This window comes from Anderseniella sp. Alg231-50 (assembly GCF_900149695.1).
Lineage (GTDB): Bacteria > Pseudomonadota > Alphaproteobacteria > Rhizobiales > Aestuariivirgaceae > Anderseniella.
Map to the genome: position 1 here is coordinate 482,604 of NZ_LT703003.1, position 23,428 is coordinate 506,031.

Genomic DNA, 23,428 nt, shown 5'->3' on the forward strand with positions numbered 1-23,428 from the left:
AAGCTATCTCACACTTCGCTGCCCAAATACGCTGCCTTGATCCGATCATCGTGCAGCAGGTCTTTGGACACGCCTGATATGGCCACATTGCCGGTTGTCAGCGCATAGGCCCGATTGGAAATGCTAAGTGCCATTCTGGAATTCTGCTCAACCAACAGCACTGATACACCCTCATCCCGATTGATCGCGACGATCGAACGGGCAATGTCCTGCACCAGTTTGGGAGCGATCCCCAGCGATGGTTCGTCCAGCAGCAAAAGCTTTGGCCGGGCCATAAGGGCGCGCCCGATCACCAGCATCTGCTGCTCGCCGCCCGACAAGGTTCCTGCAGCCTGCGAATATCGTTCCCTTAGCCGCGGAAACCGTTCAAGAACGCCGTCCAGTGATTGACTGATCTCGGTTTTGTCCGACCGGGAAAATGCGCCCATCATCAGGTTGTCCTTTACCGACATATACGCAAACACGCGGCGTCCTTCGGGAACCATGGTGATGCCCCTGTTCACAACGTCAGATGCAGGCAGGCCGTCGATCTGCTCACCCATGAAGTGGATCGAGCCCTTGTCCGGCCTTGCCAGCCCGGTGATCGCTTTCAGAATGGAAGACTTGCCGGCACCGTTTGCCCCGATCAGTGCGACGGTTTCGCCCTCTTGCAGGTTTATCGTAACGCCGCGCAGCGCGTAGACATGATCGTAGTAGAGCTCGACATCTTTGAATTCCAGCATATCGCTCATGGCCTACATCCCGATTGCATCGTCTTCGCTGCCCAGATAGGCCTCGATGACTTTGTCGTTGTTCTGGATTTCTGCTGGCGTTCCCTCGGCAATCATCTCGCCGAAATTGAGGACGACAATCCGGTCGGAGATCGACATCACGGCAGCCATGTCATGCTCGACCAGCAACACGGTAACCCCCCGGTCACGCACAGATTTGACCAAACGGACCATGTTCATGGTTTCGTCGTGGTTCATGCCTGCAAACGGTTCGTCCAGCAGCAGCACCTTGGGATCAGTAGCCAGCCCGATGGCGACACCAAGAGCGCGCAGGTGGCCCTGGGGCAAGTTGTGGGCCAGTTCGTGGCGGATATCGCCCAGTTCCAGAAAATCAATGATCTCATCGGCATTCCTGCCGAATGTCCGGATATCCTCCCTGGCGGTTCTTGAGCCCAGGAAATACCCGGCGAGCGTTGCCTTTGCACGTAAATGCTGGGACACGATCACGCTTTCCCGCACTGTCATGCTCTTGAATATTGTGGTCTCCTGAAACGTGCGCACAACGCCTTTTCGGGCCACAATGTGGGGCCGCAGGTTTGATATCCGCTCGCCCTTGAACAGCACCTCGCCCGAAGTTGTTCGAAGAAACGAGGAAATCATCTTGAACAGCGTGGATTTGCCTGCACCGTTGGGACCGATCACAGACAGGATTTCGTGCTCGGCCACGTTGAAATTGATGTTGTTGTTGGCGGTAAGTCCGCCGAACTTTTTGGTGACGTTCCTGACTTGCAGAATGGGGGTCATTGCTTATCCCCCGTCGGCACTTTGAACCGGAGGCTCAGCAGACCGTTTGGCAAAAACCGGATTAACAGGATCATGGCAGCGGAGTAGATCAGCAACTGATACTTGCCGAATGTGAACAGCAAGTCCCAGCCGAAATACAGAACCAGCGTGCCCAGCATCGGGCCAAACACATAGCCCAGCCCGCCAAGGAAGGTGTTGAGCATGAAGTTGATTGAATCCGTGACCACGAAAGTGGACGGGTAGACCGATTGCGCGATGGAGCCGAACATCGCCCCGCCGATACCGCCAAAGAACGACGCGATGGCAAAGATGATAATGCGGATATAGGCAATGTTGACGCCAATGGACGAGGCCAGTTCCTCGTTCTGTTGCATCGAGCGGCACAGATGTCCCAGCCGCGTATTCACCAGCCTGTACATGGCGGCGAAAACGATCACCATCAGGATGCAGGCGGTATAGTAGAAGGCCAGCTTTGGGCTTTCCAGTGCGCCAAAATCGGGGATGAGCGTAAGCCCAAAGATCGAAACAGCCCCTGGCAGCGGTATCGAGGTGATGCCGCGGGCGCCATTGGTAATGGGCAAGGCAAGAGCGCTTAACGTGGCAACTTGAGTCAACACCAGCGTGATCATGGCAAAATAGACACCTCGCAGCCGCAGGATAGGCAGGCCGATCAGGATGCCGATACCGGCTGCAATCAGACCCGCAATGGGCAGGGAAATCCAGAACGAAACCCCTGCCTTGGTTACAAGAATGGCCGAAACATAGGCGCCTACAAGCGCGAATGCGCCCTGTCCGATATGGATGCGGCCGATGTAGAATGTCAGCCATACGCCACCACTGGCGATGGCCAGCAAGGCAACCGATGTCAGGGTGAAATAGAAGTCCCATCGACCGGTGACCGAGATCAGAACCGGCACCGCCACGAATATTGCCAAAAGGAATATGACGACACCTGTGATTTGTCTGGAGCTTAAGTTGGTCATGTCGCTAACCCCATGGTTTGCCCATCAGGCCATTCGGCCGGATTGCAAGAAAGATCATCAGCGAAACGAAGATCACCAGATAGGTGACGTCTCCATACGATGCCAGCAGAACAAGTCCGGCTGCCTCCATGAAGCCAAGGATGACGCCCCCGGCGATGGCGCCGGATATCACGCCCGCTCCTCCGATCATCACCATCATGAACGCCTTGATCGAAGTCGGACCCCCCATGCCCAGATTGACACCGGTAATTGTCACCAGCAGCCCACCGACCAGCCCCGCCAGCATGGCCCCCATGGCAAAACCGATCATGGAGTAACGGTCAACATTGACACCCATCAACTCGGCCGCCACGCGGTCCTGAGCGAGAGCCCGCAAGGCACGCCCGGTCTTGCTGTACTGCATGAAAGAAATGAACGCCACGACCGACAGGATCGCCAATACGGCCACCAGTATCCGGTCATACGGCATGATGATGCGCCAGTCCCAGTTGAACACGCCATCAACAATTTTCGGAACGCCCCGTTGTTTTTCGCCAAATACCAGCAAGATGGCAGCGTCCAGCAGAAAGGCGATTCCGGCGGCAAGGAGCATAGTGCTTTCTTCGCGCGCGGACCCTTTTATTACCGGCCCGAACAGGAATTTTTCTATCAATGCACCCAGGACTGCCAGTGTTACGCAGGATGCCAGCAGCGCCAGGACAAACGGAATCCCAAGCTGCCCGTAAAACGTGTAAGTGATGAACCCGCCGATCACATACATTTGCCCGTGGGCAAAATTGAGCACGTTCATCAGGGCAAATATCAGGGTCAGCCCAAGTGCGATCATCGCATACTGGGCACCCAGATAGACGCCATTGGCCAATATCTGTTCCATCGGACAGCCTTTTTAGTGAACCCCGGGCGGTCAGCCCGGGGTAACCTTGTTGCACAGTCAAGGAAGTCGGGATCAGTCGACCTGTGCCACGAACATGGTTTCGAATTTGCCGTTCTGATAAACGTTCACCACCAGCGGAACAGAAACCTGGCGCTTTTGCCCGAACGAAGTGGAACCGACATATGTCAACTTGGCATCGCCCTTCATGTAGGGGTTCGGCGCTTCGAATGTGTCCATTGTCGTCTTGAACGCTTCAACGTCCTTCATCGCCGCCGGGTTGGCCTTGATCGTTTCAAGAATGTACTCAAGCGCGTAAACCTTGGTGTTGGACTCGTCGTTGTACTCGCCGAACATCTTGGTGTAGCGGTCGACAAATTCCACCATCATGTCCGAGGCCAGTTCGGGCGTGGATGCACCGCCGACCGAAATGAAACCGTTGGCCAGATCACCAGCACCTTCAGCCAGCACACCGGCGTCCTGGGCGGTTTCGGTGGAAATCAAACCGGTAAACCCGAGCTCGCGCGCCGAGCGGATCAGTTGCGGTGCGTTGGCCGGGGCCACACCGGACAGGACCAGCAGATCAGGCTTGGTGCGCATGACCGGGGTCAGCACCGGGGTGAAGTCGGTGGTATCCACCTGATAGGTCACGCTGTCCGACACAACGTCCAGGCCCAGGGCCTTGGCAGCCGCAACACCACCGTCACGCTGGCTCAGCGGGTCGGATTCGTTGGCCGCAACAAAGGCCACGGTCTTTACACCGTTGTTTTCCATCAGGTGTTTGTAGATCGCCGGACCGGACTGGTAGTTGGCGATCATGCCCAGAATGGCGTTGGACGCGGGCGCCGTGTAAAGCGATTTGGGGAACGCATAGGGAAAATACATGATTCCGTTTTTTTCCGCGACCGGGCGAACGGCAGCAGCCCCGTCATCCACATTCGGCCCGACCACATAGTGAATTCCGGCCTGGGCCATCTTCTCCATGCCGGCGATTGCCCGCTTGGGGTCTTTCTGATCGTCGAACGAGACAATTTCGATGTCATAGGTGGTCCCGCCGATGGTATAACCGCCGGTCTCGTTGATCCAGGCCGCGCGGGTTTCCATCGAGCGCTGGTTGGATATGCCCCAGGCCGCCGCCGGCCCGCTGGTTACACCGACAAACCCGATTTTCAGAACCGGGTTATCAGCCATAGCAACCGACGACAAAGCTGTCAGTGCCACGGCCGCCAGTGTTGTCTTGAACAATTCTCTGCGTTTCATGTTCACCTCCCATAGGGTTTCTACTTGTCCGGCGGATCACACGCCGGAATCGATCGAAAATCAGGATTCCCAAGTTTCGTATCTCGTCAATCAAACGATTGTTAACAATGATCGTCAACAATTTTCGGGTCCGGCGTTAGCGATATTCTTGTTTCCGTTAACAATACTCATGAGCTATGATGCAAAGCGGGTTGAGCGATTCCTTGCAGAAACAGTTAGTTGACCCGGGATTTTGGACCCAGAGGATATGCCTTGATACATCGGTTTGCGTCAGATCCTGACGAACAGGTTATTGTTGATCGCATCTACACAGCAGTGATGGAGCAACGCCTGGCCCCGAAAACCAAGCTGAGCGAGTCGCAATTGTGTGATAGTTTCGGCGTGGGACGCATGCGTGTGCGCCGCGCACTTCTGTTGCTGGCCAGCCAGGGCATTATCGACCTTCAAGCCAACCGAGGTGCATTCGTCGCCTGTCCCGATGCGAAAGAGGCGAACGACGTTTTCGAGGCCCGCAAACTGATAGAGCCCGGCCTGATCGGCGTGGTCACCTCGGTAATCAGCAAAAGTGATCTTGCTGATCTGAGAAAACACATAGCGATGGAAGATGCAGCGCGCAGCAACCCCGAACGGGCCGAAATCATCCGCCTGTCCGGTGAGTTTCACGTCAAGCTGGCATCCGTCAGCAGGAACGCGGTTCTGATCAGAATGATTGGCGAATTGGTAACCCGAACATCCCTGATTGTTGGTTTATTCGGCGATTCCGGCAAATCGACATGTCCGGACGGCGAACACGCAAAGATACTTGGTGCCATTGAAGCAGGAGATGCGGCACTGGCGGAAAATCTTGTCTGCAAACACCTGATGCACATTCAGGACGGGCTGGATTTGACGGCAACCAAACCCGACCTGCCCGACTTGAAAAAAATCCTCAGCCAATAGCCGCACCTGCAGCAGATTGAGAACGGAGAGCTTCTGTTGTCTGTCACGGACACCGGTCTCGGGCTGCCGCTGACCGGGGCGCCGGTCGAGCCCAAACGGGCGTCCTTCAAAATCTCCAGAGAAGCCCGCATGGGTACGCGCATCGACATCACCTTCCCCACGACCCGCCTACCGGCAAGCTGAGCCGGAGCCAATCCGGTGGCGCGCAGGCGAGCCTGATTTCCAACAAACAGAAGCTGTGTGACAAATATCGCATACAGCATGTGGCGATCCCTTTAGTAAAGGGTTGGGCGTATCAGGGGCGATCTCCGTGGGGGCGATCACGAGGTGCACCATGACGCATAAACTGAATACAGGCTTTGTACGGGCTGCTGCATTCGCCGCGGCTCTTCTCGCACCGGCTCTTGCCCATGCGCTCGACACCAACAATGAATTCATCTGCACATTGGTCGGCGACGGCGCGCATAACGGCACCAACCCGACATCGAACCACCAGCCGAACCTGCAACTGTACGGTACCGACCTCGGTTTCAGCTTCCGCCACCGTCACCGCCTGGTGATGCTGTTCGGAGACACCTGGGTGCAGGACAATGCGATCTGCCTGCCGCCACCGCTTTCCGACGATTCAGTCGGCTCGCTGTTTCTGGGCCTCGACAACGATCCCGACGATTGCCTGAACCTGCGCTTCCGCACGGACGCGGCGAACGGCGCCCGGCCGATCCGGGTATTGAAAGGTGCCGTCGAGCAACCGATGGGCGCGCTCCGCACGCCGATTACCGGCTGGAGCGACAACCGACGCGCCTACGGTTACTTCACCGGCAACAACGAGGTTCAATGCGGTCCCGGAAATGCGTGTCCGTCCGATCTGGCGTGCGGGGCGGCGAATGTCTGCGTCGATCCAACCAGCTCAATGCCCGCGGCAGCCGCAGCCGAACGGCACATCGCCCGCACGCCTTTACCGTTTGGATTCAACGTGCATCGCTACAGGATCCGGCACACTTTCGTGACAGGAAAATTCCTGAACGCAACATCGCGGGCAGTGAAAACTTTCAACGAGAACAGCCCCGCGACCAACGATTACACTGCGCCAACCGCGGGGTTTGGATTGTCCAACGGCGAACTGCTGATGTGGGGGCGACCGGCTTTCAGCGCCACGGTGGGCACCTCGGCCGATCTGTATCTCCTGCACCATCCGGTCCCCGGCCTGCAGGGACCAAGCGGCGCTTCAAGCTGGCAACCGCGCTATTTCGCCGGACTGAAAGCAGGCCAGCCCATCTGGAGCAGCGATCAGGCCGACGCCGTGCCGGTTATTGAAGACGAGGAGATCGGTCAGGTCCTGCAGCACTCCATTGCCTGGGTTCCGAGCCTGAACCAGTTCGTGATGCTGTACGGAGGACGCCTGCCGTTTCCGTTCACTCTTGTCCCCAACAACCCCAATACCGGTATCCAGCTTCGCACAGCACCGCATCCATGGGGTCCCTGGTCCGATCCGCAACTCCTCTGGAATGCAACCGCTGAAGGCGCCTATGGCGGCTGCCCGGACGGCACCCTGTATCCGGCCCTGGGTGGCGGATGCGCGCAAACCGACCCGTTTCGACCCGGTGGCCTGAACATGTGCCCGGCTCCCTCGCCAAACCCCAACCTGGATTTCGGCGTCGAATACGGGGTCAATATACTTTCGACGTTTACGAAACCGGGACCGGAAGCGAATTCAGCGACAATCTACTGGAACATTTCGACATGGAATCCGTATCGGGTCGTGCTGATGAAATCCACACTGACACTGCCGTAAGTGGCGCGATGCCAAGACACTTGCTGTCGGACCTGATACCGGTGTCGACATGGATGAGGAACAGTTAAACACTGGGCCTGAGCCGTTTCGAAGGATCGAAGTGGCCGGCCGGCCCAACGTTCAGGGAACCCGCCTCGAGCTGCCACCCAACAATGCGCTGGTCGAGGCCGACCGGACATCGTTTGCCATTTCCGGCGAAGCCTCATGGGCACCCGCATCGACACCACGTTCCCCACGACCCGCGTACTAACAAGCTGAGCCAGATCATCGTGGGAACCGTGACTCGCCAGCGACCATAAAAAATGGCCAGAGAATTCTATCAAGGCTGGATACGCCCAGCGCCAAAACCTATCAATTCAGGTTGAGCGAAACGACTGTTTGAGCCCATAGTGGTCATCCTTACTAGGACATGAAGCGCTACATAATAACCATGTGAATTTGTCATCTTCCTCTTTTCAGTTAGACTCTGAATGATACGCAAGGAGGAGTTCATGGAACTGACAGAGGCCGAAATCCAAGTCCTGGCTTCCTTTGCCGTTTTAGAGGCTGAGTCAAAACCGATATCCCGAAAAGATATTGAGGCGCGTGGAGAAGCATACCGGATATACAAAGAAGACTGGTCAGGGGCCTTTGAGACACTCACAGAGAAAGGACTGATTGAGACCGGCGAGGCGGGATTGGAATTGACTGAGACAGGCCGCCCACATGCCGAGAAGCTTCGCAAAGAACGGCCCGACATGTACTGGTATCAATATCAAAAATTCTACGTCGCTGCGCATGCGAGCCAGGCACATTCCAAACTTTGTAAGCGTGTCTTTGGCAAGGACCTCTGTCAGGATGGCCAGACAGATATGCCCGCCCTGATACATCTTCTGGAGTTACTTAAATTGCGCCCTAAAGACAGGGTTCTTGACCTGGGATGCGGCGCTGGTGTGATTTCCGAGTACATCTCGGATGAAACGGGTGCTGAGGTCGTTGGCCTCGACTACTCTCAGTCGGCAATTGAGGCCGCTGCAAATCGAACGCTCGCAAAAAGCGATCGGCTGGATTTTGAAACAGGCAATTTCAATGATCTGGATTTTCCCGACGAAAGTTTTGACGCAATCGTATCACTGGATACGCTCTACTGGGCAGCGAATCTAACGGACGTTATGGCTTGCCTGATCTCAATTTTAAAACCGGGCGGACGTATGGGCATATTCATGAACCACCATATCGCCCCACCTGAACCACCTGATCGTCTTGCTGTAGAATACTCCGATCTGGCTGTTGCGCTGAACATGCTGGGCCATCCTTATGAGAGTTTTGACTACACCAGGCAGATTGGTGAGTTTTGGAAGAGAAACTGCGCCGCTGCAGAAGAGCTACGACCGCTTTACGAAAAAGAGGGGAACGGCTTTATTGCTGAAGGCCTCATTCGAGAGTCGCGTGAAGATTACCTGCCGGACGTCGATGCAGGGCGCATAGCCAGATATCTCTTTCTGTTGCTGCGCTAATGAGGTTTGTTGACTTAGAATTTCATCATCAACCAGCCAAGCTTCAAGACAATTAGAAGCTGTAGGGAACGGCAACTTTGTCCGCTAAGCCGGCGTTGAAATTCAGCTCGATTTGGCGGATCCTGCTCCTAGCTCTGCAAGGCCGGCACATCCCTGAACAGGTCGAGCGCCTCGGCGTTGGCCAGGGCCTCGACATTCTTGACGGTTCGGCCATGCACCACGTCGCGCACGGCAAGCTCGGTTATCTTGCCGGACTTGGTGCGCGGAATATCGGCTACCGCGACAATCTTTTCCGGCACATGGCGCGGAGATGCACCGGTGCGGATCTGGGTGCGGATTTTCTTTTCCAGCGCTTCATCGAGCACGACACCGTCTGCAAGGCGCACAAACAGCACCACGCGAACGTCATTGTCCCAGTCCTGACCGATGGCCAGACCCTCGATGACGTCCGGTATCTGTTCAACCTGGGCATAGATTTCAGCAGTGCCGATGCGCACGCCGCCGGGGTTCAGGGTGGCGTCGGAGCGACCATGAATGATCATGCCGCCATTGTCGGTCCACTCGGCAAAGTCGCCCTGGCACCAGACATTGTCGAAGCGGGCGTAATACGCATCATGATAGCGCTCGCCGCCATCGTCATTGAGAAATCCCAGCGGCATGGACGGGAATGAGTTAGCGTTGACCAACTCGCCCTTGCCGCGCTGCATCGGTGTGCCGTCATCATCAAACACGTGAATTTCATGGCCCAGGCCCGCCGCCTGGATTTCACCTGAAAAGACCGCGCCGAACGGGTTTATGCCGACCAGGCAACCGCACAGGTCAGTACCGCCGGACATGGACGCCAGATGGACATCGCGCTTGATGGCGTCATAGACGAAATCAAAGCTCTCGGGCACCAGCGTCGATCCGGTCGACATGATGGCCTGAACCGTCGCAAGCGAATGGGTATCCATCGGGCGCCAGCCGGTTTTCTTGACCGCGTCAATGAACTTGGCCGACGTGCCGAACACGGTGAAGCGTTCTTCATCGGCATAGTCGAACAGCACGGTTTCAGACGGCGCAAACGGTGACCCGTCATACAGCATCAGCGTGGCTTCGGACGCCAGCGCGCTGGCCAGCCAGTTCCACATCATCCAGCCGCAGGTGGTGAAATAGAACACCCGGTCACCGGGATTGATGCCGCCATGCAGCTGGTGTTCAGCCAGATGCTTCAGCAGCACACCGCCGGTGCGATGCACGATGCATTTGGGAACCCCCGTGGTGCCGGATGAAAACAGGATGTAGAGCGGATGGTCGAACGGCAGCATTGCATAGTCGATCGGGGCCGGCGCATACGCGTCGATGAACTCATCGAACGTGACCGCATTGGGCAGTCTTGCAGCTGTTGCGGCTGCATTTCCGGTATAGTTGACGACAATCACCTGCTTCAGCGTCGGCAGGCCCTTTACCACTTGCTCGATCTTGTCGGTGATGTCGAAGGTCTTGCCATTGTAGTAATAGCCGTCACACACGATCAGGATGCTCGGCTCGATCTGGCCGAAGCGGTCCAGAATGCCGCGCTCGCCAAAATCGGGAGAGCAGGATGACCAGACCGCACCAAGTGAGTTTGCACCGGCAAACGCCATGATGGTTTCCGGCATGTTCGGCATCACTGCACACACACGGTCACCGGCCTCAACACCAATGTCCCTGAATGCCTGGTGCAGTCTTGAAACCTGATCGGTCAACTGGCGCCAGCTTACCTCATAGCGAACCTTGTCTTCGCCGCGAAAAATCATCGCCGGTGTATCGTCGTTGCGGCGCAGGAGGTTCTGGGCAAAGTTCAGCTTTGCATCGGGAAAAAACTGCGCACCGGGCACCTTTTCGCGATCGACGAGCACGCGCTCGCCGCGGGTTCCGGCCCTGACGCCGCAAAAGTCCCACACATCGGACCAGAAACTGTCCGGCTGGCGCACTGAAAACCCGTGCACATCGTCATAGGTCTTCATGTCCATGGTTCTGGAGGCATTTACGGACTGCATGAACTTCGTCAGGCGATGGGCGGCAATTCGGGCAGCATCAGGGGACCAGAGAGGTTCAGCAGACATGGAAAACTCGCAAAATCAGTGTGGAATTGAATCGGGGACAAGCCCTGGATAACGGGCACAATAGACACCCGGCAAACAATCCAAAACCATTTTCTGTCACTTTTTGAGAGTTCATTACGGGACATGTTCAAACGCGGCGCTCTCATTACCTTGCCTGATCTGCTAGAATCAGCACCATGAAACGAATCATCATTCCCTTCCTGGTCATCGTGCTGATTGCAGCAATCGGCATCGTGTCGATTCCGTTGCTCGTGCGCGGCGAGTTTGCAACCGCCCAGCTCAGCAGCGCCGTGCAGCAGGCAACCGGCCGCAAGCTGACCCTGTTGAAGCCGCCGGAGATCAAACTGTGGCCGAACCTCAGGCTGGAAGTTGAAGGCGCGACGCTGTCCAACCCGCCCGCCATGTTCGAGGGAACCACGATTTCCGCGCAGGCCCTGAAGGTGCAGCTGTCATGGTCAGAGCTGCTGTCCCGGCAGATCAATTTTCAGGAGCTGACGCTGGTGCGCCCGCGCCTCAACCTGGTTGTGGACAAGCAGGGCAAGGCCAACTGGAATTTCAACAAGGACGACGGTGCCGCCGAACCGTCCACCGGCTCCGGAACCGGCGCCGCAACCATTGAAAGCGTACAGATCGCGCCAATACGAATTGAGGACGGCGAAATCGTCTACGCGGACGAGCGTTCCGGTTCCGAGTTCAGGGCAACCGCGGTAAATGTGGTTGTCAGCATGGCCAACGCGCAAGCCCCGATGGACGTCAAGGGATCGCTGGTCTGGAACGGCGAGCGCATCGACCTGCAGGTGTTTGCCAAGTCACCGACACGTCTGGCCGCGAAGGGCTCACCCGTCGACCTGTCAATCCAGTCGGCAAACCTTGACGCAGCGCTGTCGGGCCTTGCCCGGTTTGGCGACGGCCTGAACCTGGCCGGCAAGCTTGAAGTGTCATCGCCGGACTTGCGAAAGCTCGCCCGGTGGGCAGGTACTGAAATCGGCGGCCAGGCCGGGTTGAAGCAGTTTTCAGCCAAGGCCGGTGTCGACCTCAGCGGGCAGACCGTAAAGCTCAACAAGGCCACCGTTGCGATGGACGGCATGAATGCACAGGGCAATTTGGCGCTCAGCCTTGCCGGAGACCGGCCGCGCGTCAGCGCCAGCCTCGGCCTGGACCGGCTGAATACCAACATCTACACCGGCAAGCAGCCGTCATCCGGCAATGGCCAGTCGCAAGCCGACTGGAATGATGCACCGATCGATTTCAGCAGCCTGAACTCGGTGGATGCAAAATTGCGAATGCGCACTGGCGGCATTGTCTACGGCGACGTGAAATTCGGCGAAACCCTGCTTGATATCAACATGGCGGCGGGAAAACTGAATGCCGACCTGAAAAAGATTACGCTGTATGGCAGCACAGCCACCGGCAAGCTCAACCTTGACGGCTCGGCCCGTGTACCGCGACTGACCGGACAGTTCGATACAAGCGGGCTGGATGCACTGGCCCTGTTCAGGGATTTTGCCGGTACGTCGCGCTTCGAGGGCAAGCTTGCCACCACGCTCAACCTGGCGGCCAGCGGCCGGTCGCAACGCGAACTGGTGTCAACGCTGGCGGGTACAGCCAGTTTCAGGCTGACCGACGGCATTGTCCGCGGCATCGACATGGCGCGAATGGTCAAGGGCGTGCAAAGTGCCGTGCTGGGCGGGTGGGACACATCCGACAATGCAGGCACCAGGTTTTCCAGCCTCAGCGCCAGTTTCAAATTTGCCGACGGCATTGGCAACAATGACGATCTGAACCTGGTAGGTCCGCAGGTACGGGTGACGGGCAAGGGCACGGTCGACCTGCTGCGCAAGCGGTTGAACTACAAGGTAGCGCCAAGCGCGGCGTCAGGTCCCGGCGGTGAGTTCTCCGGGCTTGTCGTGCCGGTTATCGTGAAAGGCCCGTGGGCAAACCCGAAGGTTTACCCTGATGTGCAGGGCATTCTGGAAAACCCGCAAGCCGCGCTCGATGCGCTGAGCAAGCTCGGGGTCTCTACCGGCGACATCAATGTTGAAGCCGCCGGCAAGGAACTGAAGGAACAGGCCAAGGGCAAGGTGTCGAAAGCGATCGAGGACCAGGCACGCGGCGTGGTCGGCGACGAAGCCGCCAAGGCGCTCGGTGAACAAGGTGCCGGCAAGGCGGAAAAACTTGGTGGCGAACTGTTCAAGAACCTGCTCAGCAAGCCGCAGGAATAGGAAATGTCCGCCACATGATACGGGTACAGGAAGAACCGTTTGACATCGCCGCAGAACTGCACGCGATACGCAGCGGCAACCACAAGATCGGCGGTACGGCGCTGTTTGCCGGCTCCGTGCGCGACCTCAACCTGGGCGAACAGGTGTCTGCCATGACACTGGAGCACTATCCCGGCATGACCGAGAAGGCGCTGGCCGGGATCGAGGCCGAGGCCAATGAGCGCTGGCCGCTGGATGCCAGCCTGATTGTGCATCGCTATGGCCGCATGCAGCCGGGCGAGGATATCGTGCTGGTGATCACCTGTTCGTCGCACCGTGAAGCCGCCTTTGAGGCCTGCCAGTTTCTGATGGACTGGCTGAAGACCAGGGCACCGTTCTGGAAGCTTGAGGAAGGCGGTGACACTGAGGCCGCCAAATGGGTTGATGCGCGCGAAAGCGACGACAAGGCGGCTGACCGCTGGAGCAGGGAAGAAAAATGAGCCGCCGCCGACGGGGGCGACCGCTGTGGCGCACCGGCCTCGACGCGCTGGTTGTTGTGGGTCTGACCGTGCTGGTGCTTGGCGTGATGGAATTCCTGCCCGGAAACAATGTTGCCGGCAATATGCGGGTCATCGATGGCGACAGCCTGCGCCCGGGCGACAACGGTCATGACATTCGCCTTGAAGGCATTGATGCGCCCGAGATCGGCCAGCGCTGCCGCGACAAGGCGGGACGCGATTATGATTGCGGGCGCAAAGCCAGGACACACCTGAAATCCATTATTGCCGGCCGCGATGTCAGCTGCCGTACCATGGACGTCGACCGTTATCAGCGATCGGTTTCCGTCTGCCATGCCGGTGGGACCGAGCTGAACCGGCAGATGGTGGCCGATGGATGGGCAGTGGCCTACAGGCTTCCGGTATATGTTCGTTCCGAACGTAACGCCAAGACAGCGCGCAAGGGTATGTGGCAGGGCGAGTTTGATGAACCGGAAAACTGGCGCAGGCTCAACAGGTCCGACAGTGCAGGCAGCCCGGGCGAGCCGGATTGAGCTCGAATTGTCAACGCCAGAACGAGCGTGACAGGACCACAAGCACGGTGAAAAACTCCAGCCGTCCGAGCAGCATGGCCACCGTCAGCAGCAGCTTGGCGCCGGGATCCAGGTTGGCATAACTGCCGGCAGGCCCCACAATATCACCCAGGCCGGGGCCAACATTGGTGATCGTGGCCGTCGCACTGGACAGGGCGGTAATCAGGTCAAGGTTGAAAAACGACAGGGCAATGGTGAACACCATGACCGAAATGAACATGACGGTCACATAGGCCAGCACCGAGGTGGCGATTTCATTGGTGATCCTGGTGTCGTTAAAGTTCAGGACCACGATCCGGTTCGGACTCATCAGCTGGCGAATATAGCCCGACGCCGTCATCATCATGACCTGGAGGCGGAAGGTTTTCAGACCACCGGTTGTCGATCCCGTGCACCCGCCCAGGAACATCAGGGCGAAAAACAGCCCCATGATGCCGCTGCCCCAATTGGTATAATCACCCAAGGCATATCCGGTCGTCGAAATAATCGATACGACATTGAAGCTGACGACCCGGAGAGCATCGAGGAACGGCTCGTCGTGACGCACATAATACCACAAGGTCACGGTGAAGACTGCAAGACCGGCGATCTGAACGAAACCGCGCACCTGGGCGTCATTCCACACTGCCAGCGACCTCGACCGCACCATCTTGACGTACAGCACCAGCGGCATGCACGAACCCAGCATGAAGACAATGGCAATCCAGTGAATGGCCTTGTTGTCGGCGAAATGCGCAAATGACCGGTCATGGGTTGAAAACCCCGCTGTCGACACGGTTGTCATGGCGTGGTTGAGCGCATCAAACGCATTCATGCCGGCCCAGTAATAGGCAAAGCCGCAGGCAAATGTCAGTGTCAGATAGGTTACCGCGATAAGGCTGATGACCTCGCCCACACGCGGCATGAACTTGTCGGAGCGGTCCGAACTTTCGGTTCTGAACAACTGCATGCCGCCAACCCGCAGAAACGGCAGCATGACCAGCGCCATGACGACGATACCGACACCGCCGATCCACTGCAGGATGGACCGCCACAGCAGCATGCCGGGCGGCAGGTGATCGAGACCGGTCAGCACCGTTGCGCCGGTTGCCGTCAGGCCGGAAACGGCTTCAAACAGCGCATTGGCCACACTGGCATCGCGGCCCAGGAACATGAACGGGATGGACGCCATCAGGCACAGGGCAATCCAGCTGAGCACCGTCAGCACGAAGCCTTCCTTCAGGGTGACATGGTCCGACCAGCCGCCGCGGCTGACCAGCACCAGCATGAGGCCGAGAAAACCGGTTACGAAAGCGGAGACCGCGAACACGTGCCAGTCGTCGTTTCGAGCCACAAGGTCCGACACCGCAGGTGGAAACATGAACAGCGTCAGCACCAGCATCATCATGCCGATGACAAAAAAGATGCGCGACAGCTGGATTCCCTGATCCGCGAAGCGGCGTTCGGAAGACTGAGTCGGTTTGAAAGTCCCTGCCATTGAAGCCTTGTAACCTGAGCATGCCGGGATATCCAGCGAACAAGAGCACTGATTGACACCTCTGTGCAGACTAACGTAGCGTTAGCTAGTGAGAATTGTGGGCAAGGGCACCAGTCTGCGGCGCAAGAAACCGGTCCGGAGTCGGGATGAAATGGGCAGCGAATTGGTGATCACTGCGGTCCGCCAGCGTGCAAATCTCGTTGCAAGCACAATAAACAGGTCATTCCCCCGAAAAGTCCGACCTGATTGATGAAACTGCCGGAACTTATGGATATAATGAGCTCACGACGAGATACCCGCCAGGTTCCAGAACCGAACGGCGGCAGGTTGTTTTCAGTAAAGACGTATGACCGCAAAGTCATGCAAACGTCGACAGAAGTGCCGGAAACAATATTGGGGGGACAAAGGTGAAACATGGCTACATAGGGGCGCGACTGCGCGCCGCGAGAACGTCAAAGAAGGTATCTGTCCAGCAACTGGCCGGCAAAATGGGCATTGCGATCGAGACGATTCTGGATATCGAGGCCGGTGCCACACTCGGGCATTCGTCAACGATCATTGAAATGGGCAAGGTACTGGGCCTGTCTCTGACAGACCTGTTCGGACCGACCGAAGACTCCAACATTATCCCGTTCCCAAAAATCGAACGCGACAAATGAAAAACGTGACCACATCCGGCGTAAATCATGATCAATACAACTGGATTGATCGCGGTCGTCTGGTTCGGGACCTGACGGGATACCCGTTTGGCGACAATGATTTGCCGTTCCGTGGATTCGGCCTGGTCTGCATGAGACCCTTCGTTACGGCGAACGGTATCTGCGCAACCGAGATTCAATGGGATGCCGGTTACGCCACCCACGACAGCCTGCAGTTTGCAGCGGAAAACCTCGGCGCAATGCCGGCGCCCTATTTCCTGAAATTCTACAATCGGGGATGGTTTGCAGAGCGCTTCGACACGCCCGGGGCAGCTTCGGACCGGATGGCGTTTCTGCAGGATATGAGAGTTTCGCTGCTGCAGCCTGCATTGCAGGCGCCGCGGGACCCGGACGCTATACCCGGTTACGCCAGGCAGGCCATCAAGTCACCGCGCCTGATCGGGTCCAGGCTGGTGCTCTCGGAGGACGATCCGGACAGCGGTTTTCCGATCCGCGCGGTTGGTACGCATACACCGCTGGGGAAAATCATGGGCGTGGACTGGTGCCTGGGCAGGCAGTTTCAGCTGGATGAGCGCTTCACGCAGACGGAAAAACACGTCCATGACAGGTATCTTGAAGTGTCGGAACATCGCCGGGTGCTGTTTGATGAATGCATGGCGCTGATACCGGCGCAGGGACAGGCAGAGGCCTACTGGCTGCGCTATCACCGGGTTCTGTTTCCGGTTCAAAGCGGAGATGGAATAGCGATCGGGTCACTGCTCATGCAGGGTGAAACCCAGCCCGATCGCCTGGAACCGTTCGGGCGGGCCGGTTACGAAGTGCCCATAGACATTTCATAACGCGAACCGACCGCGGCAAGATCCCTGATGATCTGGTGGCGGGGCTGGTAGCACAGGGTCTCACGGTCCTGTTCCACACACTCAGGCCGGCGCTTCCAGACAATAAAGCCTTCTTCCAGGTGGTTGTAATAGATACGGCGCAGCATGCCGCGCTGGGCCCTGTTCTCGGTCGTCAGACCCCATATGTAGTCCGGTTTCCAGTAGCCCCAGACCAGGGCGTGATGCAGCAGTGATATGTCGTTGATCAACCTGCTCTTGGGGCCTCCGCGCAGCGCAGGCGACATGAACAGTTCACCGCGATAGGCCATGCGGCCGCCCAGTCTCGATACTGGATCGGACATCGGTTCGGCAACCGAACCAATATGCACGTCTTCGCCGGCCCTGGTGTGGGCTTCCATGAGCCAGGCACGGCACCAGTGATTGAACGGCCCGCTTGGTTCATACAGGCGATAGGCTTCGACATAGACAGGCTCGCCATCCTTGCGCCCCTCGATCCAGAACGCCGACTGCGACAGTTCGGGGCCGTTATGTTGCGGGTCGAAGTAGGGTGAAATGGCATCATCGCGCAATTGCGCCCTGACCGTCGCAAACCGGTCAAAGTCAACACTGGTCGCGATCTCTATGCCATGGACAGCGACGACATGCATATGCAACCGCGTCACAATCTGGTTGATCCCCAGCGGGTCCAGTTCCTGCATTGCCCCCTCGAACATTGCCGTAATAGTGGTTTTACGTGACTTGATGCGAACGCAACACACACTGATTTACCGACAAAGAGAGGTAAACGCTGTTTCAATACAGTAATTTTGCCATTAACCGCCGACTTGTGCTTACCGATTTCGGCGCACATGTTGCAAGTTACAGTTGCAAGGGGAATTCAACAACCGAAAACCGGCCCCACTGCAAACCGCGCACAGGAAACCAGTGGCCGGTCACTTTCAGCCGGGTTCATCATGAGTGTACACGACAACCTTGAACCCCTCTTCGTCAGATGGTGCCACGAAGTGCTTCGTTATGAGATCAAACTGTTCATCCGTGACCGCGAAGGCGTGGTCTCCCGCCGCATTGCGCCTGCGCAACCGGTCCCGGCAAACATCATCCGGTACATCCAGGAAGTGCAGCTTGTGGGCGCAACCGGCCTCGTCCAGCACGCCTCGGACCCATTTTCGCAGTTCAGGTGTGTTGGCAGGAAAATCAAGAACCACGGAAACACCGGACTGCAAAAGCCCAACCAGATGCGGCTCCATGGCGGTTCGAAGCCGGGCGGAGCAGCGGACATAGTCACCGACTGAAGTCAGCTCTTCTGCAAACAGTGCAGCAAGCCAATGGTCTTCGCTTACAACAACGGTAGCCGGCGCCCGGCCCAGTTCAGCCGCCATGGTCGATTTTCCAGCGGCGATCTTCCCGACGAGCAAGTGTAGTGTTGGTCTGTTCCCGGTCATTTGAGGCATGCCGTCATGCAGAGCCATCTAAAACGGCAGTTTTTCTGGATAATTCTGGTGCTGTCGGAGAGAATTGAACTCTCGACCTCTCCCTTACCAAGGGAGTGCTCTACCCCTGAGCTACGACAGCTTGAACCGACCGAACCCGGCCATGTGGCAGGCGTAATGCCACAGCAGCTTAAACTGTGCAAGCATGATTGAACCTGCATGACAAAAACACAGGCGAAGCCTACATTATCAAGGTTCAATAATTGCTAACCGGGAAGTGGCTCAAGGCATGGCCAGTGAGACAGCGGCTGAACGCGAAAAGCGCCTGGCGGAGGCGCTCAGGCGCAACCTTGCCCGGCGCAAGCAGCAGGCCCGCGGCAAAACATCGGCAGCAGGCGGTCAGAAAAACAAATCCGACAGGAAAAAGGGCTGAAAACCAACGATTTTTGCAGCGTAATATGCCCTCTTGCCCGAACTGGCACTTTAGGTGCATGAAAGCGCCACAAAGCAGGACTATCGCAGCATACCTTCCACATTGTACCAAAAAGGCACGAACAGAGCATGGACCGGATCAGAATCGGCGGCGGCAACGAATTGAATGGCGAAATCCCGATTTCGGGTGCGAAAAACGCCGCCTTGCCCCTGATGATTGCCAGCCTTCTGACTGCTGAAACACTCACGCTCAAAAACCTGCCCCGGCTGGCCGACGTACAGTTGCTGAAGCGCATCCTGCACAATCATGGTGTTGACCAGCGCACTGACGGCAAACGGGCCGGCCAGTGCAGCCAGGCCGGTGAAACGGTGCACTTTACCGCTGCCGATATTGTCGACACCACCGCGCCCTACAATCTCGTGTCAAAGATGCGCGCCAGTTTCTGGGTTCTCGGGCCGTTGCTGACGCGCTTTCATGATACCCGCGTTTCCCTGCCAGGCGGCTGTGCCATCGGCACCCGCCCGGTGGATTTCTACCTCATGGCGCTACGCGAGCTGGGCGCCGAGCTTGACATCGAAAACGGCTATGTGGTGGCCAAGGCCCCCGGCGGCCTTAAAGGCAACAGGATCACCTTCCCGATGGTGTCTGTCGGGGCAACCCACACCGCCCTGATGGCGGCCACGCTGGCCAAAGGCGAAACAGTGATCGAAAACGCCGCCCGCGAGCCGGAGGTCATCGATGTTGCCGAATGCCTGGTCAAGATGGGTGCCAAGATCGATGGCATCGGCACTTCGACGCTGACCATACAGGGCGTCGATGAACTGCATGGCGCGACCCATGAAGTGCTGGCTGACCGGATCGAGACAGGCACCTATGCCATGGCGGTTGCCATGACCGGGGGCGATGTGACACTGCGCGGCGGGCGCCCGGACAACCTGAACAGCATGATTTCGGTGCTGGAGCAGGCAGGTGCCACGATCGACGTCGAAGACAATGGCATGCGGATCAGGCGCAACGGCAACGGCCTGAAACCTGTTGATGTGGAAACCCAGCCTTATCCCGGCTTTCCGACCGACCTGCAGGCCCAGTTCATGGCGCTGATGACACGCGCCGGCGGCACGTCAGTCATTCGCGAGACCATTTTTGAAAACCGCTTCATGCATGTTCAGGAATTGGCCCGGCTTGGAGCCGATATTTCACTCAGTGGCGATACCGCAACCGTCAAGGGCGTGGATCAGCTGCATGGGGCGGAAGTGATGGCAACCGACCTGCGCGCATCCGTATCGCTGGTGATTGCGGCCCTGGCGGCGGAAGGCGAAAGCATGCTGCACCGGGTCTACCATCTCGATCGCGGCTTCGAAACACTGGAAGACAAGCTCAGCGCGTGTGGTGCTGATATCTCGCGCATCTCCGACTAGGCTCAAGATCCAAGGGCCTTTGTCGCTCTCACTCTTTAAAAACGATCAGGTTTGTGGTTTCTGGTTGCCGCAACCGGAAACCCTTCCTGTTACAGGGCTGAAAGCAAGAAGCGACAAAGAAGATGGGCGACACTCCCGCTATAAAGATTGCCGCACTGGATGATGAGGATCTGGCGGTCATTTCCGCGCATTTGCAGGATGCGGTGATGCCGGTGGGCGATCTTCGCTGGATGAAGGCCACCGGCAAGCTGGCAATCGTGGCCAACCGCTATGTCCACTTCGGCAACAAGGGCGGCAGCGGCGAGCGGCGGTTGTGCGGGGTACAGATATCCCGGGTCCGCCGGGTAAGTTCGCGCAACATCATGATGAACGACAAGACGGCTATCGTGTCCCTGCTCGCCATGACATTCATCCCCGGCGCCGATGCACCGGAAGGCACCATCGAGCTGTCGTTCGCAGGCGGCGGGGCGGTGCGTATCGAGGTCGAATGCATTGAAGTGGCAATGGCAGACCTGAGTGAGGCCTGGCCGGCCCGGGCCCGGCCGGACCATGACGCTGGACCTGAAGACACCAGTTCGAAGGGCGCACGGAAATGACACGCTGGCTGAACATCAACGACGCCGGGTTCGAGGCGGATTTTGTCAGGCTGCTGGGCGACAAGCGTGAGCAGGCCGCAGACGTCAACGATACCGTGGCAGCCATTCTGGCAGATGTCCGAACCCGTGGTGATGCCGCGGTGGCTGACTACACAAAACAGTTCGACGGGTTCGACCTGCCTGAGACCGGCGCGCGCATGTCGGCGGACCAGATCGAGCAGGAAGCCGAAAAATGCCCGGCGGACGTGCTGGCCGCACTGGAGGCCGCGGCATCCCGCATCCAGGCCTATCATCGCCGGCAAGTGCCAGACAGTGAACGCTACACGGACGACAAGGGTGTCGAGCTTGGCCACCGCTGGAGCGCCGTTCAGGCAGCCGGGCTTTATGTGCCGGGCGGGCTTGCCGCCTATCCGTCCTCGGTGCTGATGAATGCCATCCCGGCGCAGGTGGCCGGCGTTGAACGGCTGGTCATGGTGGTGCCGACACCAAAGGGTGTCATCAACGCCCAGGTGATCGCAGCAGCACGCATTGCCGGCATTACCGAAATCCACACCATCGGCGGGGCACAAGCCGTGGCGGCGCTGGCTTACGGCACCAAAACCATCGAACCGGTCGCCAAGATCGTCGGCCCGGGCAATGCCTTCGTGGCAGCCGCCAAAAGGCAGGTGTTCGGCACCGTCGGCATCGACATGATTGCCGGCCCGTCCGAGGTTCTTGTCATGGCCGACAGCAGCGCCAATGCAGGCTGGATTGCAGCCGACCTGCTGGCGCAGGCTGAACATGACCCGTCGGCCCAGTCGATCCTGATATGCGACAGCGAGCAACTGGCGCGCGAGGTGTCGGATGCTGTCGATACCCAGCTTGCGACCTTGCCGAAGGCCGACATTGCGGGGGCGAGCTGGCGCGAGTTCGGCTGCATCATCAAGGTCGACAACCTGCTGGATGCAGTGCCGCTGGTAGACCGGCTGGCACCGGAGCATCTGGAGATTGTCTGCGAAAACGAAGACGAGATTGCCGGAGCCGTTCACAATGCCGGCGCCATTTTCCTGGGCGCCTTTACACCGGAAGCCGTCGGCGACTATGTCGGCGGGCCCAACCACGTACTGCCGACGGCGCGCAGCGCAAGATATTCTTCCGGGCTCAACGTGCTCGACTTCATGAAACGCACATCCATCCTGAAATGCAGCGCGGATGCGCTGCGGGCCATTGGCCCGGACGCCATCACCATCGGGCGCGCGGAAGGCCTGGAGGCCCATGCACGGTCGGTAGCCATGCGGTTGAACTTGCCCTGACCCCCGCACTTGTGCGAAGCGAATAAGGCAGCTAAATCGCCCTACACACCGCAAACGCTCTGGAAGCCGGGGACATGGACACCGACAATAACAGACTGGTCGCCGTCAACCTGGACAATACGCTGTCCAAGACCTTCTCGGCCGACGTGGACCACGAGCGCAAGGTGGCAATCTACGACCTGATCGAGAGCAACAGTTTCCAGGTCGTCGGCAAGCCTGAAGGGCCCTACTCCCTCAATCTGTCAATCGACGGCACCAAGCTTGTGTTCAATGTGTGCAATGAGGCCGGCGATACCTTGAGCGTCATCGCGCTGGCCCTGTCGCCGCTGCGGCGCATCGTGAAGGACTATTACGGCATCTGTGAAAGCTATTACCAGGCTATTCGCACGGCAACGCCGAGCCAGATCGAAACCATCGACATGGCCCGGCGCGGGCTGCACAACGAAGGCAGCCAGGTTCTGATGGACAGGCTGGACGGCAAGATTGCCGTGGACTTCGACACAGCACGGCGCCTGTTCACGCTGGTCTGCGTGCTGCATTGGCGCGGCTGATAATGCGGAGTCCAGCCATATGAGCACGGACCTGCCAGGTGCTGTGCTGTTTTGCTGCTCGCACAATGCCATCCGCTCGCCGATGGCCGAGGGCATCATGAAATATTACTACGGCCACCGGGTGTTTGTGGACAGTTGCGGTGTGCGTCCCACCCAGCGCAACGAGTTCATCATCGAGGTCCTCGACGAAATCGGGGTTGATATTTCCAAACACAAGGCCAAGTCGTTCGATGATCTTGTCGATTCCAGCTTCGACCTGGTGGTGTCGCTGTCTCCGGAAGCCCATCACAAGGCCATGGAACTGACCCGGACCATGGCCATTGACGTGGTGTACTGGCCGACCATCGACCCGTCACTGGAGATGGGCAGCAGGGAACAGGTGCTGGACGCCTATCGCAGATGCCGGGACCATCTGATCAAGCGGATGCGGGACCGCTTCGGTGAAACCGGATTGCCGAAACTGAGATGAGGCGGGCGGTGATTGTCCGTGGTGCTGGACA

At 58.0% G+C, this 23,428-nt stretch carries 24 protein-coding genes and 1 tRNA gene; 15 read left to right on the forward strand and 10 right to left on the reverse strand.

The features are described from left to right. Window positions 1-8 precede the first annotated feature (8 nt). From DHN55_RS02360 to DHN55_RS02380, 5 genes are all read right to left on the reverse strand, one after another. Window positions 9-731: an ABC transporter ATP-binding protein gene (locus tag DHN55_RS02360; protein ID WP_108879790.1), complete on the reverse strand. Its 723-nt coding sequence runs from the start codon at window positions 729-731 to the stop codon at window positions 9-11. A 3-nt stretch (window positions 732-734) separates the two neighbouring features. Then, complete coding sequence (locus DHN55_RS02365; RefSeq protein WP_108879791.1) at window positions 735-1,514, reverse strand: ATP-binding cassette domain-containing protein; 780 nt, start codon at window positions 1,512-1,514, stop codon at window positions 735-737. Continuing rightward, window positions 1,511-2,497 carry an ABC transporter permease subunit gene (locus DHN55_RS02370; protein WP_108879792.1) on the reverse strand — a complete coding sequence of 329 codons (987 nt, stop codon included), beginning with the start codon at window positions 2,495-2,497 and terminating at the stop codon, window positions 1,511-1,513. Before DHN55_RS02370 ends, DHN55_RS02365 begins: the two co-directional genes overlap by 4 nt. A gap of 4 nt (window positions 2,498-2,501) precedes the next feature. After that, window positions 2,502-3,371 (reverse strand): ABC transporter permease subunit, encoded by an 870-nt coding sequence (locus tag DHN55_RS02375; protein WP_108879793.1) that lies wholly within the window; start codon window positions 3,369-3,371, stop codon window positions 2,502-2,504. A 72-nt stretch (window positions 3,372-3,443) separates the two neighbouring features. Further along, the gene (locus DHN55_RS02380) at window positions 3,444-4,628 is read right to left on the reverse strand and encodes an ABC transporter substrate-binding protein (protein WP_108879794.1); all 1,185 of its coding nucleotides are present in this window, start codon (window positions 4,626-4,628) and stop codon (window positions 3,444-3,446) included. A gap of 252 nt (window positions 4,629-4,880) precedes the next feature. On the opposite strand from DHN55_RS02380, the gene DHN55_RS02385 reads away from it, so the two are divergent. The 4 genes from DHN55_RS02385 (at window position 4,881) to DHN55_RS02395 (ending at window position 8,855) form a co-directional block, all read left to right on the forward strand. After that, a complete protein-coding gene (locus DHN55_RS02385; protein WP_337659834.1) occupies window positions 4,881-5,567 on the forward strand; it encodes a GntR family transcriptional regulator in 687 nt (228 codons plus the stop codon). A gap of 36 nt (window positions 5,568-5,603) precedes the next feature. Beyond that, the gene (locus tag DHN55_RS22175) at window positions 5,604-5,750 is read left to right on the forward strand and encodes a hypothetical protein (RefSeq protein WP_337659835.1); all 147 of its coding nucleotides are present in this window, start codon (window positions 5,604-5,606) and stop codon (window positions 5,748-5,750) included. A 151-nt stretch (window positions 5,751-5,901) separates the two neighbouring features. Further along, window positions 5,902-7,359: a DUF4185 domain-containing protein gene (locus DHN55_RS02390; RefSeq protein ID WP_108879795.1), complete on the forward strand. Its 1,458-nt coding sequence runs from the start codon at window positions 5,902-5,904 to the stop codon at window positions 7,357-7,359. Window positions 7,360-7,850: 491 nt separating this feature from the next. Continuing rightward, the gene (locus DHN55_RS02395; RefSeq protein ID WP_337659836.1) at window positions 7,851-8,855 is read left to right on the forward strand and encodes a class I SAM-dependent methyltransferase; all 1,005 of its coding nucleotides are present in this window, start codon (window positions 7,851-7,853) and stop codon (window positions 8,853-8,855) included. Window positions 8,856-8,983: 128 nt separating this feature from the next. Here the strand turns inward: DHN55_RS02395 and DHN55_RS02400 are convergent, their stop codons facing one another. After that, complete coding sequence (locus DHN55_RS02400) at window positions 8,984-10,942, reverse strand: acetoacetate--CoA ligase (RefSeq protein ID WP_108879797.1); 1,959 nt, start codon at window positions 10,940-10,942, stop codon at window positions 8,984-8,986. 176 nt (window positions 10,943-11,118) lie between these two features. Between DHN55_RS02400 and DHN55_RS02405 the strand changes: the two genes are divergently transcribed. Genes DHN55_RS02405 through DHN55_RS02415 form a run of 3 tightly spaced genes read left to right on the forward strand, consistent with a single transcriptional unit; the run spans window position 11,119 to window position 14,194 of the window. After that, window positions 11,119-13,164, forward strand: coding sequence for an AsmA family protein (locus DHN55_RS02405; protein WP_108879798.1), 2,046 nt, complete (start codon window positions 11,119-11,121; stop codon window positions 13,162-13,164). A 14-nt stretch (window positions 13,165-13,178) separates the two neighbouring features. Continuing rightward, the gene (locus tag DHN55_RS02410; protein WP_108879799.1) at window positions 13,179-13,643 is read left to right on the forward strand and encodes a molybdenum cofactor biosynthesis protein MoaE; all 465 of its coding nucleotides are present in this window, start codon (window positions 13,179-13,181) and stop codon (window positions 13,641-13,643) included. Then, a complete protein-coding gene (locus DHN55_RS02415; protein ID WP_108879800.1) occupies window positions 13,640-14,194 on the forward strand; it encodes a thermonuclease family protein in 555 nt (184 codons plus the stop codon). The genes DHN55_RS02410 and DHN55_RS02415 overlap by 4 nt, the downstream gene beginning before the upstream one ends. A 10-nt stretch (window positions 14,195-14,204) precedes the next feature. Here DHN55_RS02415 and DHN55_RS02420 read toward each other — a convergent pair whose 3' ends face one another. Further along, window positions 14,205-15,710 (reverse strand): TrkH family potassium uptake protein, encoded by a 1,506-nt coding sequence (locus DHN55_RS02420; protein ID WP_337659837.1) that lies wholly within the window; start codon window positions 15,708-15,710, stop codon window positions 14,205-14,207. A 407-nt stretch (window positions 15,711-16,117) separates the two neighbouring features. Between DHN55_RS02420 and DHN55_RS22180 the strand changes: the two genes are divergently transcribed. After that, window positions 16,118-16,369: a helix-turn-helix domain-containing protein gene (locus DHN55_RS22180; protein WP_337659838.1), complete on the forward strand. Its 252-nt coding sequence runs from the start codon at window positions 16,118-16,120 to the stop codon at window positions 16,367-16,369. Beyond that, a complete protein-coding gene (locus DHN55_RS02425) occupies window positions 16,366-17,208 on the forward strand; it encodes a hypothetical protein (protein WP_108879801.1) in 843 nt (280 codons plus the stop codon). Before DHN55_RS22180 ends, DHN55_RS02425 begins: the two co-directional genes overlap by 4 nt. Here DHN55_RS02425 and DHN55_RS02430 read toward each other — a convergent pair. The 3 genes from DHN55_RS02430 to DHN55_RS02440 all read right to left on the reverse strand — a co-directional run bounded on the left by DHN55_RS02430 (window position 17,181) and on the right by DHN55_RS02440 (window position 18,780). Further along, window positions 17,181-17,906 carry a hypothetical protein gene (locus DHN55_RS02430; protein ID WP_337659839.1) on the reverse strand — a complete coding sequence of 242 codons (726 nt, stop codon included), beginning with the start codon at window positions 17,904-17,906 and terminating at the stop codon, window positions 17,181-17,183. The genes DHN55_RS02425 and DHN55_RS02430 overlap by 28 nt on opposite strands. 240 nt (window positions 17,907-18,146) lie before the next feature. Further along, window positions 18,147-18,650, reverse strand: coding sequence for an AAA family ATPase (locus tag DHN55_RS02435; RefSeq protein WP_108881666.1), 504 nt, complete (start codon window positions 18,648-18,650; stop codon window positions 18,147-18,149). A gap of 55 nt (window positions 18,651-18,705) precedes the next feature. Further along, window positions 18,706-18,780: transfer RNA gene (locus DHN55_RS02440), tRNA-Thr, on the reverse strand. A gap of 147 nt (window positions 18,781-18,927) precedes the next feature. Between DHN55_RS02440 and DHN55_RS22185 the strand changes: the two genes are divergently transcribed. The 6 genes from DHN55_RS22185 to DHN55_RS02465 all read left to right on the forward strand — a co-directional run bounded on the left by DHN55_RS22185 (window position 18,928) and on the right by DHN55_RS02465 (window position 23,397). After that, window positions 18,928-19,071 carry a hypothetical protein gene (locus DHN55_RS22185; protein WP_337659840.1) on the forward strand — a complete coding sequence of 48 codons (144 nt, stop codon included), beginning with the start codon at window positions 18,928-18,930 and terminating at the stop codon, window positions 19,069-19,071. Between the two features lie 128 nt (window positions 19,072-19,199). Beyond that, entirely contained in the window at window positions 19,200-20,489 is a 1,290-nt protein-coding gene (murA, locus tag DHN55_RS02445; RefSeq protein ID WP_108879803.1) for a UDP-N-acetylglucosamine 1-carboxyvinyltransferase, read from the forward strand. Between the two features lie 122 nt (window positions 20,490-20,611). Continuing rightward, window positions 20,612-21,085, forward strand: coding sequence for a DUF2948 family protein (locus DHN55_RS02450; RefSeq protein WP_108879804.1), 474 nt, complete (start codon window positions 20,612-20,614; stop codon window positions 21,083-21,085). Continuing rightward, the gene (gene hisD, locus DHN55_RS02455) at window positions 21,082-22,377 is read left to right on the forward strand and encodes a histidinol dehydrogenase (protein WP_108879805.1); all 1,296 of its coding nucleotides are present in this window, start codon (window positions 21,082-21,084) and stop codon (window positions 22,375-22,377) included. The genes DHN55_RS02450 and hisD overlap by 4 nt, the downstream gene beginning before the upstream one ends. 74 nt (window positions 22,378-22,451) lie before the next feature. Then, complete coding sequence (locus DHN55_RS02460) at window positions 22,452-22,928, forward strand: UPF0262 family protein (protein WP_108879806.1); 477 nt, start codon at window positions 22,452-22,454, stop codon at window positions 22,926-22,928. A 19-nt stretch (window positions 22,929-22,947) separates the two neighbouring features. Continuing rightward, window positions 22,948-23,397, forward strand: coding sequence for an arsenate reductase/protein-tyrosine-phosphatase family protein (locus tag DHN55_RS02465; protein ID WP_108879807.1), 450 nt, complete (start codon window positions 22,948-22,950; stop codon window positions 23,395-23,397). The last annotated feature ends 31 nt before the right edge of the window (window positions 23,398-23,428 follow it).

Coding starts and splice junctions, on each gene's coding strand:
- DHN55_RS02360 (WP_108879790.1), bottom strand. CDS start 731: ATGAGCGATATGCTGGAATTCAAAGATGTCGAGCTCTACTACGATCAT.
- DHN55_RS02365 (WP_108879791.1), bottom strand. CDS start 1,514: ATGACCCCCATTCTGCAAGTCAGGAACGTCACCAAAAAGTTCGGCGGA.
- DHN55_RS02370 (WP_108879792.1), bottom strand. CDS start 2,497: ATGACCAACTTAAGCTCCAGACAAATCACAGGTGTCGTCATATTCCTT.
- DHN55_RS02375 (WP_108879793.1), bottom strand. CDS start 3,371: ATGGAACAGATATTGGCCAATGGCGTCTATCTGGGTGCCCAGTATGCG.
- DHN55_RS02380 (WP_108879794.1), bottom strand. CDS start 4,628: ATGAAACGCAGAGAATTGTTCAAGACAACACTGGCGGCCGTGGCACTG.
- DHN55_RS02390 (WP_108879795.1), top strand. CDS start 5,902: ATGACGCATAAACTGAATACAGGCTTTGTACGGGCTGCTGCATTCGCC.
- DHN55_RS02395 (WP_337659836.1), top strand. CDS start 7,851: ATGGAACTGACAGAGGCCGAAATCCAAGTCCTGGCTTCCTTTGCCGTT.
- DHN55_RS02400 (WP_108879797.1), bottom strand. CDS start 10,942: ATGTCTGCTGAACCTCTCTGGTCCCCTGATGCTGCCCGAATTGCCGCC.
- DHN55_RS02405 (WP_108879798.1), top strand. CDS start 11,119: ATGAAACGAATCATCATTCCCTTCCTGGTCATCGTGCTGATTGCAGCA.
- DHN55_RS02410 (WP_108879799.1), top strand. CDS start 13,179: ATGATACGGGTACAGGAAGAACCGTTTGACATCGCCGCAGAACTGCAC.
- DHN55_RS02415 (WP_108879800.1), top strand. CDS start 13,640: ATGAGCCGCCGCCGACGGGGGCGACCGCTGTGGCGCACCGGCCTCGAC.
- DHN55_RS02420 (WP_337659837.1), bottom strand. CDS start 15,710: ATGGCAGGGACTTTCAAACCGACTCAGTCTTCCGAACGCCGCTTCGCG.
- DHN55_RS02425 (WP_108879801.1), top strand. CDS start 16,366: ATGAAAAACGTGACCACATCCGGCGTAAATCATGATCAATACAACTGG.
- DHN55_RS02430 (WP_337659839.1), bottom strand. CDS start 17,906: ATGCAGGAACTGGACCCGCTGGGGATCAACCAGATTGTGACGCGGTTG.
- DHN55_RS02435 (WP_108881666.1), bottom strand. CDS start 18,650: ATGACCGGGAACAGACCAACACTACACTTGCTCGTCGGGAAGATCGCC.
- DHN55_RS22185 (WP_337659840.1), top strand. CDS start 18,928: ATGGCCAGTGAGACAGCGGCTGAACGCGAAAAGCGCCTGGCGGAGGCG.
- murA (WP_108879803.1), top strand. CDS start 19,200: ATGGACCGGATCAGAATCGGCGGCGGCAACGAATTGAATGGCGAAATC.
- DHN55_RS02450 (WP_108879804.1), top strand. CDS start 20,612: ATGGGCGACACTCCCGCTATAAAGATTGCCGCACTGGATGATGAGGAT.
- hisD (WP_108879805.1), top strand. CDS start 21,082: ATGACACGCTGGCTGAACATCAACGACGCCGGGTTCGAGGCGGATTTT.
- DHN55_RS02460 (WP_108879806.1), top strand. CDS start 22,452: ATGGACACCGACAATAACAGACTGGTCGCCGTCAACCTGGACAATACG.
- DHN55_RS02465 (WP_108879807.1), top strand. CDS start 22,948: ATGAGCACGGACCTGCCAGGTGCTGTGCTGTTTTGCTGCTCGCACAAT.